The sequence below is a fragment of the Hathewaya histolytica genome, assembly GCF_901482605.1.
In the GTDB taxonomy this organism is placed as follows: domain Bacteria; phylum Bacillota; class Clostridia; order Clostridiales; family Clostridiaceae; genus Hathewaya; species Hathewaya histolytica.
Genome location: NZ_LR590481.1, coordinates 2,650,857 through 2,668,454 on the forward strand (window position 1 = coordinate 2,650,857; position 17,598 = coordinate 2,668,454).

The window sequence follows — 17,598 nt, forward strand, 5'->3', positions numbered from 1 at the left end:
CTTCCTTATATAGACTTTATTTAAATCTCTACTTTTATTTTATCATATTTGTAAATAATTTTTGTTAATTTTATACAATATAATGGACTTGTTAATGCTATTTAATTCTTGATTAATATTTAAGGATAAGTTAACATTAACTAAAGGGACTATAATTTACAAAATAATAAATTAATTTTATAGTCTTTAATACGTTTCATGGGAGTGAATTTAATGGATAAGATTAAAATAATGACTATTTTTGGAACTAGGCCGGAGGCTATAAAAATGTGTCCTCTAGTCAATGAGCTTAAAAATAGATCCGATATTGAATGTAAAGTATGCGTAACTGCACAACATAGAGAAATGCTAGACCAAGTTTTAGAAATCTTTAATTTAACTCCTGACTACGATTTAAATATAATGAAAAACAAACAAACCTTATGCACAATAACTACAAATGTTTTAAATGGGTTAAATGAGATTTTTATAAAAGAGAAACCTGACATGGTACTTGTACATGGTGATACTACAACTACATTTGCTGGAAGTCTTTCCGCCTTTTATAACAAGATTAAAATTGGACATGTAGAGGCTGGTCTCAGAACCTATGATAAATATTCCCCATTTCCTGAGGAGACAAACAGAGTTTTAACAGGACACATTGCAGATCTTCACTTTGCACCTACTAAAACATCTAAAAATAACCTTTTAAAAGAAAATATAAATGAAGACAATATATTTATTACAGGGAATACAGTAATTGATGCTATGGATAGCACTATACAAGAAAAGTATACTTTTAAGAATAATGAATTACATAATATAGATTTTAAAAATAAAAAAGTAATTATGGTAACAGCACATAGAAGAGAAAATTGGGGTGAACCTTTAGAAAATATATGTAATAGTTTAAAAATCCTAGCTGAAAAAATGAATGATATAGAAATAGTGTATCTTGTACATCTAAACCCTATAGTACAAGAAACAGCAAATAAAATCCTTGGAAATACACCTAATGTACATTTATTACCACCCTTGGATTTAGAAGAAACTCATAACCTTATGAATAAATGTCACTTAATAATGACAGACTCTGGTGGAATACAAGAGGAGGCTCCACATTTAGGTAAACCAGTACTTGTACTTAGAAATACTACTGAGAGACCTGAAGCTGTTAAAGCTGGAACTGTAAAAGTTGTTGGAACAGATACAGATACCATATTAAATTCAGTAGAGACTCTTCTTTTAAATAAGGAAGAATATATCAAAATGTCTGATGCAGTAAATCCATATGGAGATGGTAAAGCCTCTAAAAGAATAGTAGATAGCATTCTTTTCTACTTTAATCACCTTAATGAGAAACCAGAAGACTTTGATACAATCTAATAATATGTAAAAAGGAATCTATATTAATTGATATAGATTCCTTTTAAAATTAAGTATTACTTATAATATTGTAACTTACAATTAAAACTTTTAAAGTTCTATATTTTGTCCTATACCTTTAGCCTTAGCTTTTTCATATATTAATCTAGACGCAGTAATATCAAATAAAGCCATACCTACAGACTTATATAAGGTTGTTCCTTTTATAATTTCTTCTTTATTATTGCAATTTAATAAATAGTCACCAAAAGTCTTAATCTTACTTTCATCTAAAATTCCACTTTCTGTGGGTATACATAAATCTCCTGATTCTTCTTTTGCAAACTCTGTATCTATAAATACATTATCTACGACTTTAGATATAGCATCTGGAAATTCTCTCATAAATGGTTTATATGACCCTATTCCTATAAAATGCTTTCCTTTTAAAAGTTCAGGATCATCTGGTAAAACTGGTTTGTTAGATGTAGTGGCAGTTATTATTACTTCTGAATTTTTAACCATTTGCTCTACAGTATCTGCTACTATTATTTCTATATCTTTCAATTCCTTTTGAAGTCTTTTTTTAAAGTCTTCTGCTTTATCTTTAGATCTATCGGATATATAAATTTTCTTAAAATCCCTAGCCTCACATGCATATAAGATCTGATAGAACCCTTGAACACCAGTACCTATAAGTCCTAGAGTTTTAACACCTTTCGGAGTTGTATGTTTAACACCTACGCCTCCAACAGCTCCAGTTCTAACCATAGTTAAAGCCTTGCCATCCATAATGCATAAAGGTTCACCTGTATCTATATCATTTAATAACATTAATCCATCCAATACTGGTTTCCCTACCTTAGGGTTTTCCGGGAAATAAGTTAATATTTTTGTTCCAAAAATATTTTCTGTAAAACAAGGCATAAATAAAAGCGTTTTTGTATCACCATGGTCTATATGGATTCTAGACGGTGCATCAAAGGCATTATTTTCATATAACTTATATGCCTCCTCAATAGTTTCCATAACCTCTTTAAAAGTAATTGAACTTATAATATCCTTAGCATTTAAATATAACATATATACTCTCCCCCTATTTATTTACATATATCTTATTACCTCTTAAACAAATTATACATGCTTAATAGAATCCGTTTATTAGGTACCAATGAATATCATATTCTATTTGGTTTCAAAATAATTTAATCTTACTTATAATGCTTATTAATAACATTAACCTCAGACAGAAATAAATGTTCTATACTATGACTTTTCATAGTTTTTATTTTGTCTGAGGTTAGTTCTACAAGAGTATTCTATTCAAATAAGTTTATTAGTTCTCCAAATATGTCTTTTTCTGATTTTATCTTACTCTCATTTCCTATTACAGCATAAAAGTTTTGTTCCATAATATCATCAAATATTTTAGATAGAATTCTTATATCCTCGGAAGTTGTAGATAAAACCTCTTCCCTTTCTTTTTGGATATCTTCATAGGTTACTCCTCTAAAATAGTTTGATATAGCCCTCTCACCCTTCATTGCTGGTGTTAATGGTGAATCAAGTTCACTTATAGTACCTATAATATATTTTGTCATTTCTCTTTCTGATGGAGAGAAATCCTTTAAATACTCATGAGTATTATCATATACACTTAAAGTATTACTTATATTAGGATCTCTATAAGATGAAAATATAACATTTCCAGCTCTAGTTATAACGGCAAAGCATCCATAAGCTCCACCTTGAACTCTTACTTTGTTCCATAGGTAGTCTAAACTTGTAATAGTTTTTAATACTAGTAACTTACCTGTATATTCATGCCCTAATTTTCTTAGATTATAGCCTTTTGCAACATATTGAACATTAGCTGGTGTAAGTAATCCCTCATTTTTCTTTTCTTCTTTAAAATCGTATACTTCTTCTTTTAATACCTGTGAACTTAAGGATTCCATTAGAGGATCTAAATGCTTTTTAACCTCATTAAACTCTTTATCCTCGCCAGTTATAGCTATTAAAAGATTGTTTTTATTGAATATAATAGCACTTACTTTTTCTAAATTTGTTTTTATTTCTTCCTTTTTGCTATCAAAGTTTTTTTCTAAATCTGCTATAAACTTATAGAATCCTATAGAACTTGTTTTATCTATATATTCACTACTAGCTGAAAAATAAGAAGCCACTCTACTTAAGGCTATCATATGTCCTCTTTGAAGAATTTTCATCTCAATTCTTGATTTAACTTCTGAGATAATTTCCTCTAATCTTGAAAACTCGTCAAATTTAGAAGAAGATATAACTTCTGTCATTATATCAATTAAGTTCTTTGATTTATCTCTTAGTGCTTTTCCTTTTATAGTAAATTTTTTATGATAATTATCTATATTATTTATATCTCCAAACACTTCACAGTTAAATTCTATCCCACCTGTATTAATATTAATTTCATTAGAAAGTTCTGAATAACTATGACTCTCTGTGCTGACCTTTCCTAAAATATAAGATAATAAACTTATATAAGGAACTAGGTCTTCCTCTACAGCAGATGTATCAAAAACTCCATTTATATAAGCTATTTTGTTGGTAAAAATATTTGTGTGGAATAGTTTCACACCTTTATCTTCTGTAATTACATATGGTATTTCTTCCGCTTCTTTCTTTATATCATCTATAGCTAGCATTGGTATACTCTCTAATACCTCTTCACTGTCAGGAGTATTTTGTCTTTTTATTAAATTCTTAGTATTAGCAATTAATTCATTTAGTTCCTCTTCATTTAAAGATTCCTTAAATTCCTTTAATTGTTGTTCTATCTCTTTTTCTTTTCTATCACTTAAACCCTTCTCTGGTTTTAACACTAAAAGAGAACTATGTGTATTTTTAAGAATATATTTGTCTATTAATCCTTCAAAGTAACCCTTATTCAGTTTCTTTCTAATTTCTTTAAATAGCTTATCATACTCTATATATAAGAATGGATCTCCACCATATAACCAACTATCCATTATACTCATAGAATAAAGTAATCCTTTAGGATATCCTCCTAAATCTGCTTCTCTTAATCTAAATTCTGTTATATTTACACAAGCTTCTGCTAAATTCTTATCTATCCCATTTTTAACTAAGTTCTCAAGAGTATCAAAAGTTATCTTTTCAAATTCTTCTTTTTTATTTATATTAGAATTTTTAATAATTACACTAAAAGTTGGTTGCAATACAGAGCCATCATAAGAACCAAAAACGTCCTTTCCTAGCTTTGCTGAAACCAAGGCATTCTTAAGTGGAGCTGCTGGATTCTCTAGTAATAAATATTCTAATATCTCCATACCAATATGATCTACGCCATCTAAAGCAGTACCTGCTGCAAAGTTTAAGCTTAAGAAAGTCTTATCATCTTCAGAATCTTCTTCAGATATAGAATATGGAAGTTCTAATTCAACCCTTTCCTTGTAAGGTTGTTGCATAGGAATTTCAGATTGAATAGTTTCCTTATCAAAATCCTTTAAATATTCTCCATCAATAAAACTTAATTGCTTATCTAAATCACAATCACCATATAAGATTATAAAACTATTTGATGGGTGATAGTATCTCTTATGAAACGCAACAAATGCATCTTGAGTTAATTTAGTTATAGCCTCTGGGTCTCCACCTGATTCATTTCTGTAAATTGTATCTTTAAATAGTGATTCTTGAACTTTTCTCATTAGAACTCCTTCTGGTGATGAAAAAGCTCCTTTCATTTCGTTATAAACAACACCTTTATATGTTAATGGTGCTTCCTTATTTTCTATTTCATAATGCCATCCTTCTTGCATTAGTATTTCTGGTGTAGTATATAACTTTGGATAAAACACAGCGTCTAAGTATACATCCATAAGGTTCATAAAATCTTTTTCATTTCTGCTTCCTACTGGATACATAGTTTTATCTGAAAAAGTCATAGCATTTAGGAATGTGTTTAGTGATCCTTTAATTAATTCTACAAAAGGTTCTTTTGTAGGAAATTTTCTTGATCCACATAAAACAGAGTGTTCTAAAATATGTGGAAGACCTGTATCATCATGTGGTGGTGTCCTAAATGATACTGAAAATATTTTATTATCATCGTCATTTAATAATGCAAATAACTTAGCACCGCTTTTTTCATGAATAAATACCATACCAACGCCATTTAATTCATCTATCTTTCTATCTTCTAACAATTTAAATCCATGATATATATTATTAACTTTAAAAGCCATTTTTCCTGTTCCTCCTATATTAAAGCTTTGCTTTTATTACCAATATATTTTACATTTATTTTATTGTATACTACATAATGCTTTTATAAAAGAACAATTTGTAAAATTTATCTAACATTTATATAATACTTATTTACTATTTTTATTATTCACATATAATGATTATTTTACACCAAAAATAAGTTTATATTTAAAATTTCTTCATTATACCTATGACTTTATAGTATAATATATTTAACTATATATTTTTATGGTATTTTAGCATTATAGAAATCGATACCATGTTAGATTATTCAATACTTACAAGGAAACCATAAGGGGGGATTTCTAATGATAAGAGAAAAATTCTCTGATAATTTTAAAAATTTAATTAGTGATGATAAATGGTTAATAGTCCAAGACAATTATAATCCTAAAGAAAATCTAAAATACGAAACTAACTTTGCCTTAACTAATGGCTATATGTGCACTAGGGGTACTTATGAAGAAGGAACTAAAATAAGCTTACCATGCACATACATATCTGGAGTATTTGATAAGTCAGAGGCATTTATGAGAGAACTTGCAAACACTCCTGACTTTCTAGGTCTTAAACTTTACGTAGAAAGAAATTTAATAGGTATAGAGGATTGTGAAATATTGGAGTTTCATAGAATCCTTGATATGAAAAAAGGAATTTTATTTAAAAAACTTAAACTAAGAGACCCCGAAGGCAGAGAAACCTTAATAGAAGGTTATAGATTTTTAAGTCGCAAAAACCTTCATAGAGCTGCTATAAAGTTATTTGTAACACCTCTTAATTACTCTGGCATTATGGAAATGGAAAATATAATAGATGGTACCATAGTAAATTTCAAAGATTTCCCAAGATTTAGGGTGAAACATCTTGAAACTTTAGAAGTATCAAGTTTAACAAAAAAGGGTTGTTATATAGAAACTAAAACTAGGGATTTTGGTCTACATATTGGCACAGGCTCTGTTATGAGAGTTTATAACCCTGAAAATAGAGAAAACATAATAAAAAATAGAAGATACTCTTCATTTGGAGAAACTTCCTTAGAATTCTTAGATTTCAACGTTGAAAAGGGAAAAACCATTGAAATAAATAAATTCGCCTCTGTTTATACGGAAAGAGAAGTGGAAAAAAATAGTATTAAATCTAATGTAGAAAAAGAAATTGCAAACTTTATATTAGAGAGTATAGATAAAGAGTTAGAACATCATATAGAAATATATGAAAAACTATGGGATATAGCTGATATTAACATCGAAGGTGATGATGAAATTGATAAAGGTCTAAGATTTAATATTTTCCACTTAATGAGTACAGCAAATAAAAATGATTTTACAGTGAGCCTTGGAGCTAAGCTTCTTCATGGAGAAGAATATGGTGGTCACGCTTATTGGGATACTGAAATCTTTATGCTACCATTCTTCATATTTACGAGTCCTGAAACTGCAAGAACCCTACTTAAATATAGATATCATCTAATAGATGCAGCAAGAGAAAATGCAATCTCTAATGGCTATAAAGGAACTAAATATCCTTGGGAATCTGCGGATACAGGAGATGAACAGTGCCCTGATTGGACAATTGAACCAGATGGCTCTTGTTATAGATGTTATGTAGCAGTTTATGAACACCATGTAACGGCAGATATAGCTTTTGGAATCTATAATTATTATAAATTAACTAATGATATGGATTTTATGCTTAAATACGGTGCTGAGATCCTACTTGAAACCGCAAGATTTTGGGTGTCTAGATGTAACTATAACAAAGATAATGATAGATATGAAATTCTTCAGGTAACTGGCCCTGATGAATGGCATGAACCTGTAGATAATAACTGTTATACAAATTATTTAGCTCGCTGGAATATTGAAAGAGGTTTTGAAATTTTAGAACTTCTAAAAAATGATTATTATGCTGTATATGAAGATATAATTAGTAGAATTTGCCTACTTCCAGAAGAACTAGAAAAGTGGAGAGAAGTATATAATAAAATTTATATACCTTTTAATAAACAAGATAAATTAATGGAGCAATTTCAAGATTACTTTAAGCTTCATGATTTCACAATTAGGGAATATGATAAAAATGATATGCCTATAATACCTAAAGAGGCCAGCGAAGTAGGAATATCTAATACATGTATAAACAAGCAGGCTGACGTGGTTATGCTAATGTTCCTACTTGGAGATGAATTCTCTAAAGAAGTTCAAAAGGTTAATTACGACTATTATGAAAAAAGAACTTCTCACAGGTCTTCACTAAGCCCAAGTATTTTTTCTATTATGGGCTTAAGAATTGGAGATAGATCTAAGGCTTACAAATATTTAAGAAGATCTGCCTTAGTAGATCTAAATGACCATCAAGGAAATACGAGAGAAGGTATACATGCTGCCTCAGCAGGAGGAACTTGGCAATCAGTTGTATTTGGTTTTGCTGGTATGGAAATAGACAAGCATGGTATATTAAACTTTAACCCTTGGATTCCTGAAAAGTGGAATAAGCTTCAATTTAAAATCTATTATAGAAATACTTTATTAAAAGTAACTATGACACGAGATAATGTAGATATACAAATATTAAATGATGAGACAAACCAAATAAACGTTAAGATAAACGGTAAAATGAAGACTATAAAAAAATAACCTTAGGGGATGATATTTTTGACTATTAAGGGTGTTATATTTGACTTAGATGGAGTTATAGTAACTACAGATAATTACCATTATGAAGCATGGAAAAAACTTGCCGATGAAGAAGATATTTATTTTGATAGAGATATAAACGAAAGACTTAGAGGGGTAAGTCGTATGGAAAGTCTTAATATTCTATTAGAAAAAGCTACTTGTGATTACTCTGATAATCAAAAAAAAGAATTGTCAGAAAGAAAAAATAACTACTATAAGGAATTAATTAAAAACCTTAATAATAATGCTATATTACCAGGAGTAATAGATATAATTCAAGGCTTAAAACAAAAAGGTATAAAAATTGCCATAGGTTCATCAAGTAAAAACACTCCAGCCATATTGAATTATATAGGACTTGGGAACTGTTTTGATGCTATAGTGGATGGAAACCAAATTAAAAATAGTAAGCCAGATCCTGAAGTATTTCTAAAAGCTGCACATAAACTTAATTTAAAACCTAATGAATGTGTTGTAATTGAAGATGCCGTATCTGGTGTAGAAGCTGGACTAAAGGGTGGAATGAAGGTTATTGCCGTAGGGTTCGCTGCAAAATGCTCCTCTAATGCAACACTTCGTGGTGAAGATTTAACTCTATTTTCTGCAGGAGAAGTAATTAACATTTAAAAATTCTTAAAATATTAAAGGATTTATAACTATTAAGATTTTGTCAGTTATAAATCCTCTACTCTTTATATATTAACTAGTTTTTAGACATATCAAGTACTATATTTCTTCACTTTTTTAAGTTATATTTTATTTAATTGCACTGAACGTTCTATTATGATTGGCGTTATTGTTGTACCTAATAAGCTACATAAATTATAGTCTTCATGATTAAACTCTTTTGTTATACTTGAAACACTAAAATTTAACACTCCTATAACATTTTCAGAAATCATGACTGGAATTACTATTATTGATTTCCAATTAGGATTATCCATTGCTTCATCGTAATCTTTTGTATAATCCCAATCTATAAAATATCCACCCTGCTTTTCTGTAATAGCCTTATCTATAAACTCCTTATTGTAAGAAACTTCTTCAGCACAATCTTTAATTGCAAATTGGTTTACAAACTTTTCAGATATTGCTCCATCGTTAACCAAAAATAATACACCTTCATCTGCTCCTATTAATGCTATAGTCTTTTCTAGAAAGATTGATACCTTATCCTCAAAACTCTCTTTACGTTTTACAAGTTCAAGAAATTCCACCATAGTAAATAAGTTTTTTTCATCTCTTACAAAACTTTTTGCGGCTATACTAGATAAAGTATTACTATCTACAACTCTATTTTTAAAATTTTCATTCCAGGCAAGAGATATATTTCTTCCGTTCTTTTTTCCCATATAAAGAGCCCTATCTGCCTTTTCAATTAACTCATTAATAGTCTTTCCATCTTCAGGATAGCTTACAATTCCCAAACTTATAGTAATCTTGTTGTTAGTACCAGTTATAGTACTGTTTTCTATATTTTTTCTAATCTTTTCAGATATCTTATAAGCATCTTTCTTGTTTATATGAGGAAGTAATATCATAAACTCCTCTCCACCATACCTCCCGAAAACATCCTTCCTTCTAATATTATCCTTTATTATTTGGGATGCCTCACTTAAGACCTTATCACCTACTTGGTGTCCAAAATTATCATTTATAGATTTAAAATGATCAAAATCAATCATTATCACAGAAAAACTTTCATCATAATTTTGACTTATATTAAGCATTTCATCTAAGCATATCTCAAGATATTTTCTAGTTAATGCACCAGTTAGCTTATCATAAAAAGCATTTTCTTTTAACATTATCTTTTCGATAATAATACCTAAAACCTTACTTAAGTTCTCACATTCTTTTAAATTTTCCTTCGCAAAGCGGTCAACCATTTTATCTGTTTCAATATATATATATCCCATTAAAATATTTTTATCTTTATGTTTTTTTCTTCTATCCTCTATGAAATTATCTGCATCATTATATTTTGACATAAATATAGGCGTACAAACTATTGTCATAAGTTTATTATCAGTTAATACGATTTTTTTACTAAGAGCTACTTCTTCTAAAACAGTCTTCATTTTACTATCTACAGTAGTATTATCATCTGTAGATGCTATAACTTTATAATCACTATCCTTATTTATAACAATACAGCTTCTACTAGCTAATACATGATAAAAAATGTACCTATTTAATATATCTAGGTTTTCATAATCATCTCCCTGTAGCAATGATAATGTATCATAAATGTTTTCTATGTTCTTTCTATAAAAAGGTGAGTAAGCCTTTTTTATGGCATTCCCTAATTTTTTATTTCTAAAAAAACTTACATGTTGAGTAAATCCATCTTCTTTAAAAATATCTTTTATACTGTGCTCACGTTCTTCTCTATAAGATAAACATCGCTCTTTTAATTCTATAAAAACATTATAAATATCACCTAATTTATGAAATTCAATATACTTATTCCTGTATTCTTCTGGAACATCCATTATAAGTTCTCTAAAGGATTGGCATCCTAAGAAATAATATGCGGTAGCATTTATGTAGTCGTTACTATTTAAGTGAATTTCGCCTAATTGTATGGCGGCTTTATAATATATCTCTTTTAACCCATTATTCTTACTTAATTCCAAAATACATTTTAGTCTGGAAACTTTTTCTTCTAACGGATAATCACATAGAGCCATTGCGAATAAACATCTAGTTTTTAAAATTAAATTTGTAGTATTTTCTTGTAAGTCTTTATAATTTACACTTAAAAAGCTTTTTAGCTCTCCTAAATTCCCTTTTGTTAAAAGTAATTCTGCCGTAGTACAAATTATATCCAACTTATTGCCTAAGTACTTGTCCCTATTTTTGATTTTTTCTATAGCATTTATACTCTCATTTAACCTCTGTCCCTTTGTAATGTTTATATATGAAGCAGTTAGGTTTACATCAAATTTTAAAATAGATTTTTCATTCTTACCCATAATCATAGATAATTTAGCATGATAATCAGCCTTTTCTATATCCCCCATTGCTAAGTTGAACCTTGAAAGTATAATGTGCTTCTGTATTCCACCCCTATTATTCTCTTCCAATAAATCGTCCTTTAATGTCTTATAAACTTCTAGGTAACTTTTATATGCTTCACCTAATTTATTTACCTTTAAGTTTAATGCAACATTTACCTCGTGATAATAATCAAGTTCATTAAAATAACCATTTTTAAGCGCAATATCATATATTTCATCTAATTCCTTTTTAGAATCTTTATATTCTTGCTTTAACATATACATTGCGGCTAAATTACACTTGCTTCGTATTCTTGATAAGTTTAGATTATGCTTAGTTGCTATACCTTCTGCTCTTTTAGTATATAATATAGCATTATCAAATTCACTAAAAAAATCTGAATAGATGACTCCCAAATTAACGAAAACCTTAAAAAGTACTTTCATATTATTAGCTTTTTTACAATACTCCATACTTTTAAAAAGATATTCTATGCTATTATATGGCTGTGAGTTCTCTAGATAAACAAATGCTAAAAAGTTGGAGGTCTCACATTTTATATCATAATCGTCTTCATTACTTTCCTCTAGAATTTTTTTACAAAGATTAATAGACTCATCATACTGTGATATATACGAATAATATGTCGCCTTCTTATAATAAAACCGTAACCTAGCCATTCTATTACCATACTCATCTAAATGTAGTTCCATCATGTCTAAAGTTTTCTTTAAGTTAGAAGAGTTTTCCTTTAAAGTGTATATATCATTTAGTGAGTTGAGTATATCCATATAGTATAAATAATTATTTATTTTTAAAGAATCATCTAAAGCCCTAAATAAGTAGTCTTCTGCTTTATTTACGTTCTCATAATCCAGATAAACATCACTTATGGTCATATAAAGTCTTATTTTATTTATATCTGTTTCATAGCTTTTATATAAGTCTAAAGATTTCTTAAGATAGTACAAAGAATCTATTTTTCCTTTTATATGAGAAGTTGTTGAAGTATTTTCAATGGAATATTTAACAACTCCAGATCGATTATTTGATTTCTCTAAATGATGAATCAACTCTGTAAATACTTCCTTATTTTCACTTTCATATTCTTCTTTTAAATATTCTGCTATTTCTGTATGTTTTTTAATCCTATATTCATCATTAAGCCGATTATAAATTATTATTTTTAGCAATTTATTATAAAAACTTATGAAGACTTTCTTACCTACTAATTTTGTAGAAATTATCCCCTTGTTTTTTAAAGTAGCTATTAAAAGTTTAATGTTTAGAGTATTTTCGTTTAGTATGTCTACTAACACCTGTTGTGATATACTACTACTAAATAAAGATATAACATTTAGAACCTTTCTTTCTTTTGAACTAATTTTACATAATTGATTTAAAAGAGCTTGCTCCATGTTAGATGGTATTATTATTTCTCTAGTAGAAGACGTTTCCCGCCACCTACCATATCTATCAACAAAGATATCCTTTCTAAAACATAAATCTTTTATGATCTCCTGAATAAATAAAGGATTACCACCAGATTTCTCATGAATTTTCTCTGCTAATTTTAAAGGTTCTTCGTGGATAGACATTATTTGTTTTATCATAGCACTAACGTCTTTTATATTAAGACCTTCTAGTTTTAAATACTCTACTGGATATCCTTTAATTTGCTCTATGATATGTTGATTCTTAGAGTATATATATATATTATTCTCCTCACAATAGGAAAATATAAAAAATATATTCCTGCTTTTTAAACTTATAATATACCTTATTATGCTAAGAAAAAATGGATCTGTCTCATGTATATCATCTATAATAATAATCATGGGTTTTATCTTTGCACACTCGTATAAAAATGTGGATATCCTATTTATAATTCTAAACTTTTCAATTTTAAAATTTAACCCGTTATCATTTTTAACATATTTTTCTCTTTTCATTTCTGGTAACAACTGTTCTAACTCTAACTCATAATTTTTTATATCCTGCCGTGATTGATCTGCAACAATTTTTCTTAAAATCACAAGGAATCCTTCTTCGTTCCTAATGTTTTTAAAATTTGTTTCTTTAATATAATCATAAATTTTAACTTCTTTATAATTAAATCGATTTTTTATACCTTTTAGAAAAGCACTCTTACCTATACCACCTTCACCGTTTACTAGACAAATATTAATATTAGATTTTTTATTTTTAAAGTCATTATATGCTCTTAATATGACTTTTTCCCCTCTCTCTCTTCCTATAAGTTCTAAACTATTAAAGTTTAACTTAGAAACTTCATTCTCTCTAAAATAAGAATAATTTAAATTTAAACTTTTATTTATATCTTCTATAACTTCATTTATAGAAGTATAAATATCTTCTTTTAACCCTAACATCTTTAAGATTACTTGTTTTAATTTCAAAAATATATAAGTACTATCTTTTTCGTGAGTTAACCTACCATACTTTAGTGAATTAATTATTTTAATAAGATTGAGGTCTTTAAATTCTCTAGTAATCAATGAAAGTAATAATACCCCTAATGAATATATATCCTTGTCAATGCTTTCTATATTTGAAGTCACCTTATTATTATAAAAGATATTCTCTTCTTCGTTTTCTTCCTCTTGAAATTCTTCTAACTTGGCTGAGATCATATCACTTAATACTAATTGTGGTTTATTATTGACATATATAAAATTTAAGTTTGTATAAGAAATTTTATTATAAACCATTCCTTTTAGGTGAAGATAATTGATGGATTTACATAACTCTATAAACACTTCCATAGAATCCTTATAGTCAAGCAAACTTAGATTATGTATAAGATCTTTAAATTCCATATGTTCTGTTATATAAAAACATTCTTTATTATATGAGATTTTATTATCTATGAAATCTATAAAACCTACATCATAAATTTTATTTATATTTTTTGTCTCTACAATCTTAAACTTATTTATATTATCTATAAAATTATTTATTCGATTTTCTAATAAATCTTGTTGTGTTATTATATTTAACTTAAAATAATCACTACTTGTTATATCACAAACTAAATATGATGTATAAAACTTTTTGCTCCTTAGTCTTTTTATTATTTTAAACCTTTTGTTAATTATACTCATAATTATCTCCCCCACTTTAATAGGTTAGGTAAAATAAAAAATTAAGACACAGCAAATACCATGTCTTATACTTATGTCAATATTTCATACCCCTTGTCAGTGACTACTACAGTATGTTCCCACTGTGCAGATAATGATCCATCCACTGTTACTGCTGTCCAATCATCTTCTAAAGTCCTAGTTTCAGCTTTACCAACATTAAGCATAGGTTCTATGGTAAATGTCATACCAGGCAATAGTATCATTCCTTCACCAGCTCTTCCTGTATGAGCTATAAAAGGTTCCTCATGAAACTTAATGCCCACTCCATGTCCACCATATTCATATACAACAGAATACCCTTTTTCCTTTGAGAACTTTGCTATTGCTTCTCCTATGTGTCCAACGGTGTTGTACGGTTTTACTTGTTCTATTCCTTTATATAAAGCTTCCTTTGTAGCATTTACCAGGTCCTTAGCTTCCTTTGTGGCCTCTCCAACTATATACATCCTACTAGAATCTGAATAATAACCATTTAATATAGTAGTTACGTCAACATTTATTATGTCACCATCTTTTAAAATTCGATTTTTATCTGGTATACCATGGCAGACAACTTCATTAATGGATGTACAAACACTTTTAGGATACCCGTGATATCCTAGGGTAGCTGGTATTCCGTTATGTTCAACAGTATACTCATGTACCCATGTGTTAATTTCCTCTGTACTAACCCCAGATTTAATTCTCTCACCAACCATATCAAGTATATTGTGAGTTATAACACCACTTGTTCTAATTCCGTCTATTTGTTCTTTAGTCTTTATTATATCTCGAGGTATTTTATATCCTAATTCTCTACTTAATTTTTTTAACATATCATCTTGTTCCATATGGCATTTTTTATATTTTTGCCCACTACCACACCAACATAAATCATTTCTTTTAATTATTTTCATATTTTAATAGTCTGAAATCCTCAAACTATTATTTCACCTCCACTTAAGCTAAAGCTTACTTATGTTATTTTTATAAATATTATTATATACCATTTAGGAGTATATAAACAATGAAAAGTAAAATTAAATATATATATCTGAAAACTCTACTTTTACTTTATATTCCAAAGGATGGTCTTGGATTATATTACTCGATAAACTTGAAATATTATCACCTATATATCTTTCCTCTTCTAAATTCTTAATAGGTAAACTTATATTAAAGTTAGTACCAATATTCTCTTCACTGTTTACAGAAAAATCCCCTCCCATGTTATATAACAAACCTTTTACTATAAATAGTCCAATACCTGCACCCTCTTTACTTCTATTCAAAGACTTATTTACCTGTGAAAATTTATTAAATATAAAATTAACCTTTTCTTTAGGTATACCTATTCCATCATCTTTGATATTTATATGTATATGATTATTGGTTTCTCTTAAAAATACTTCTACTGTGCTATTTTCTTTAGAAAATTTCACACTATTAGATATTATATTTAGTAAAATCTTTTCTAAGTTATCTTTATCAAAATTAAGAACACTTTCCTCGATTTCAGTATCAAATAATACTTTTATAGAACTATCCCTTTCTTCTAAATATTTACCAACTTCCATACTTATATCTTCTATACTAGATACTATATCTGACTTTGTCATATTAGTCTTTAGTAGACCATTTTCAATTTCTATAATCTTTATAAAGTTATTTGTTAACCTTAATAACCTATAGCAACTATATTTCATAGTGTTTACTCTACTTTTTAACAAAAGTCTTTCATAATTAAATGTAAATCCTTTAGTTTCAAACTCTATTAGTTGGATACTACTGAAGATGAGGTTTAATGGTGTTCTAAACTCATGGGATATGTTTGCAAAAAAATCATTTTTAAGTTTTTCTTGTATCTTAATCTCCTCTAACATTTCTTCCTTTTTTTGCATTTTCCTTTTGATATTAGATTTAGTAATAAGATTAAAAATTAAAATTATCATAATAATTGCACATACTATTGTTATTGCCCATATTAAAATGATTAGTTTCTTATTTTTCTCTTCATATTTAGAAGGAGGATTTAAAATTTCACATTCATTTTTTATATCATTAATAAATAACTTATATTTATTTAGTATATTATAATTTATCATATATTTGTATTGGTTTTTAAATTCTTCTTTAGTTTTAAGGCTTTCATCTCTAGAGGTGTATAAATAATTATAGTAATTTTCAGTATTATAGTCACTCTTACTTCCATCAATTATATAATTTTCATTTTTTCCATCTCTTAAAATCTTCTTAGTTAAATTTCCGCACATTATTCCTTGTTTATATGGACTTATCATATCTCCACCTAATATACCAACTCTTTGATACGGAAACCAGTATGAGTATATAGGTATATTCAAACTACTATTTAAAATGTTTATAGTTTTACAAGTACTTAAATACTTTTTATCATTATTAAAATAATCACCCTGAAAAAATATGGCACTATTCTTATTTAATTTCATAGACTTAATTTGATCTATACATTTATATAAATTATCTTCCTTTATTATATTGATTTTTACCTTATCCTTATAAGTATTTTTAATATTGTTATATTCTTTATTATCTTCTAATCGTGTTTTACTATTAGTCAAAAATATCGCATTTTTTAATTTCTTATCTAAGGATAATGCTAAATTAAAAGTACTTTTTAATTGAAGTTTTTCAGTTATACCTGCATAATTATTAAAGTTTAATTTAGGTTGATATTCTAACTCTTTTACACCACAAAAAACTATAGGAGTTTTTTTATCTACTATATTATATATATTCTTGTTTGTAAACTCTAAGGCCTTCTCTCCTGAGACTATTACTAAATCAATATCCATGCCTTCATATTTCTGCTTTAAATATTGTTTGAAATCTTTATTCTTTTTATTTGTTAACCTAACATCTAAATATTCCGTATATAAATAAACATCCTCTTCTACATCCTTTAAAGAGTCATTTATCCCTTTGGTAACTTCTCTAGCTATAGGATGTTCCAAATAATAAGAACTAATATATAAAACACTATTAGTTTTATATCTTAAGTTATTCTCTAAAGCAAAAGCATTAAAACACTTGTTAAATATTAAGAAAAAAATTACTATAAAAGTTAATCCTAGTTGTAGTTTCTTCATATAGTATCCCCCAAAATATTATTACTA

Annotated in this window: 8 protein-coding genes; 3 read left to right on the forward strand and 5 right to left on the reverse strand. The window is 27.7% G+C overall.

Translation table 11 applies throughout. From position 1 onward, the window contains the following. Positions 1–213: 213 nt before the first annotated feature. On the forward strand, positions 214–1,368 hold the full coding sequence (gene wecB, locus FGL08_RS12795) for a non-hydrolyzing UDP-N-acetylglucosamine 2-epimerase (RefSeq protein ID WP_138211145.1): 1,155 nt from the start codon (positions 214–216) through the stop codon (positions 1,366–1,368). A gap of 90 nt (positions 1,369–1,458) precedes the next feature. Here wecB and FGL08_RS12800 read toward each other — a convergent pair whose 3' ends face one another. Continuing rightward, positions 1,459–2,430: an ornithine cyclodeaminase family protein gene (locus FGL08_RS12800; RefSeq protein ID WP_138211146.1), complete on the reverse strand. Its 972-nt coding sequence runs from the start codon at positions 2,428–2,430 to the stop codon at positions 1,459–1,461. A gap of 236 nt (positions 2,431–2,666) precedes the next feature. Further along, positions 2,667–5,594: an insulinase family protein gene (locus FGL08_RS12805; RefSeq protein ID WP_138211147.1), complete on the reverse strand. Its 2,928-nt coding sequence runs from the start codon at positions 5,592–5,594 to the stop codon at positions 2,667–2,669. A gap of 330 nt (positions 5,595–5,924) precedes the next feature. On the opposite strand from FGL08_RS12805, the gene FGL08_RS12810 reads away from it, so the two are divergent. Both FGL08_RS12810 and pgmB read left to right on the forward strand, forming a co-directional pair. Then, complete coding sequence (locus FGL08_RS12810; protein ID WP_138211148.1) at positions 5,925–8,252, forward strand: glycoside hydrolase family 65 protein; 2,328 nt, start codon at positions 5,925–5,927, stop codon at positions 8,250–8,252. Between the two features lie 18 nt (positions 8,253–8,270). Then, complete coding sequence (gene pgmB, locus FGL08_RS12815) at positions 8,271–8,921, forward strand: beta-phosphoglucomutase (protein ID WP_138211149.1); 651 nt, start codon at positions 8,271–8,273, stop codon at positions 8,919–8,921. A 122-nt stretch (positions 8,922–9,043) separates the two neighbouring features. Here pgmB and FGL08_RS12820 read toward each other — a convergent pair whose 3' ends face one another. From FGL08_RS12820 to FGL08_RS12830, 3 genes are all read right to left on the reverse strand, one after another. Then, positions 9,044–14,422, reverse strand: coding sequence for a diguanylate cyclase (locus FGL08_RS12820; RefSeq protein ID WP_138211150.1), 5,379 nt, complete (start codon positions 14,420–14,422; stop codon positions 9,044–9,046). A gap of 71 nt (positions 14,423–14,493) precedes the next feature. Then, the gene (locus tag FGL08_RS12825; RefSeq protein WP_138211151.1) at positions 14,494–15,360 is read right to left on the reverse strand and encodes a methionyl aminopeptidase; all 867 of its coding nucleotides are present in this window, start codon (positions 15,358–15,360) and stop codon (positions 14,494–14,496) included. Between the two features lie 123 nt (positions 15,361–15,483). Then, a complete protein-coding gene (locus FGL08_RS12830) occupies positions 15,484–17,571 on the reverse strand; it encodes a sensor histidine kinase (RefSeq protein WP_138211152.1) in 2,088 nt (695 codons plus the stop codon). Between the last annotated feature and the right edge of the window lie 27 nt (positions 17,572–17,598).

What these genes read in the sequence shown, in the direction of transcription:
- wecB (WP_138211145.1), top strand. Translation starts at nt 214, where the DNA reads ATGGATAAGATTAAAATAATGACTATTTTTGGAACTAGGCCGGAGGCT.
- FGL08_RS12800 (WP_138211146.1), bottom strand. Translation starts at nt 2,430, where the DNA reads ATGTTATATTTAAATGCTAAGGATATTATAAGTTCAATTACTTTTAAA.
- FGL08_RS12805 (WP_138211147.1), bottom strand. Translation starts at nt 5,594, where the DNA reads ATGGCTTTTAAAGTTAATAATATATATCATGGATTTAAATTGTTAGAA.
- FGL08_RS12810 (WP_138211148.1), top strand. Translation starts at nt 5,925, where the DNA reads ATGATAAGAGAAAAATTCTCTGATAATTTTAAAAATTTAATTAGTGAT.
- FGL08_RS12820 (WP_138211150.1), bottom strand. Translation starts at nt 14,422, where the DNA reads ATGAGTATAATTAACAAAAGGTTTAAAATAATAAAAAGACTAAGGAGC.
- FGL08_RS12825 (WP_138211151.1), bottom strand. Translation starts at nt 15,360, where the DNA reads ATGAAAATAATTAAAAGAAATGATTTATGTTGGTGTGGTAGTGGGCAA.
- FGL08_RS12830 (WP_138211152.1), bottom strand. Translation starts at nt 17,571, where the DNA reads ATGAAGAAACTACAACTAGGATTAACTTTTATAGTAATTTTTTTCTTA.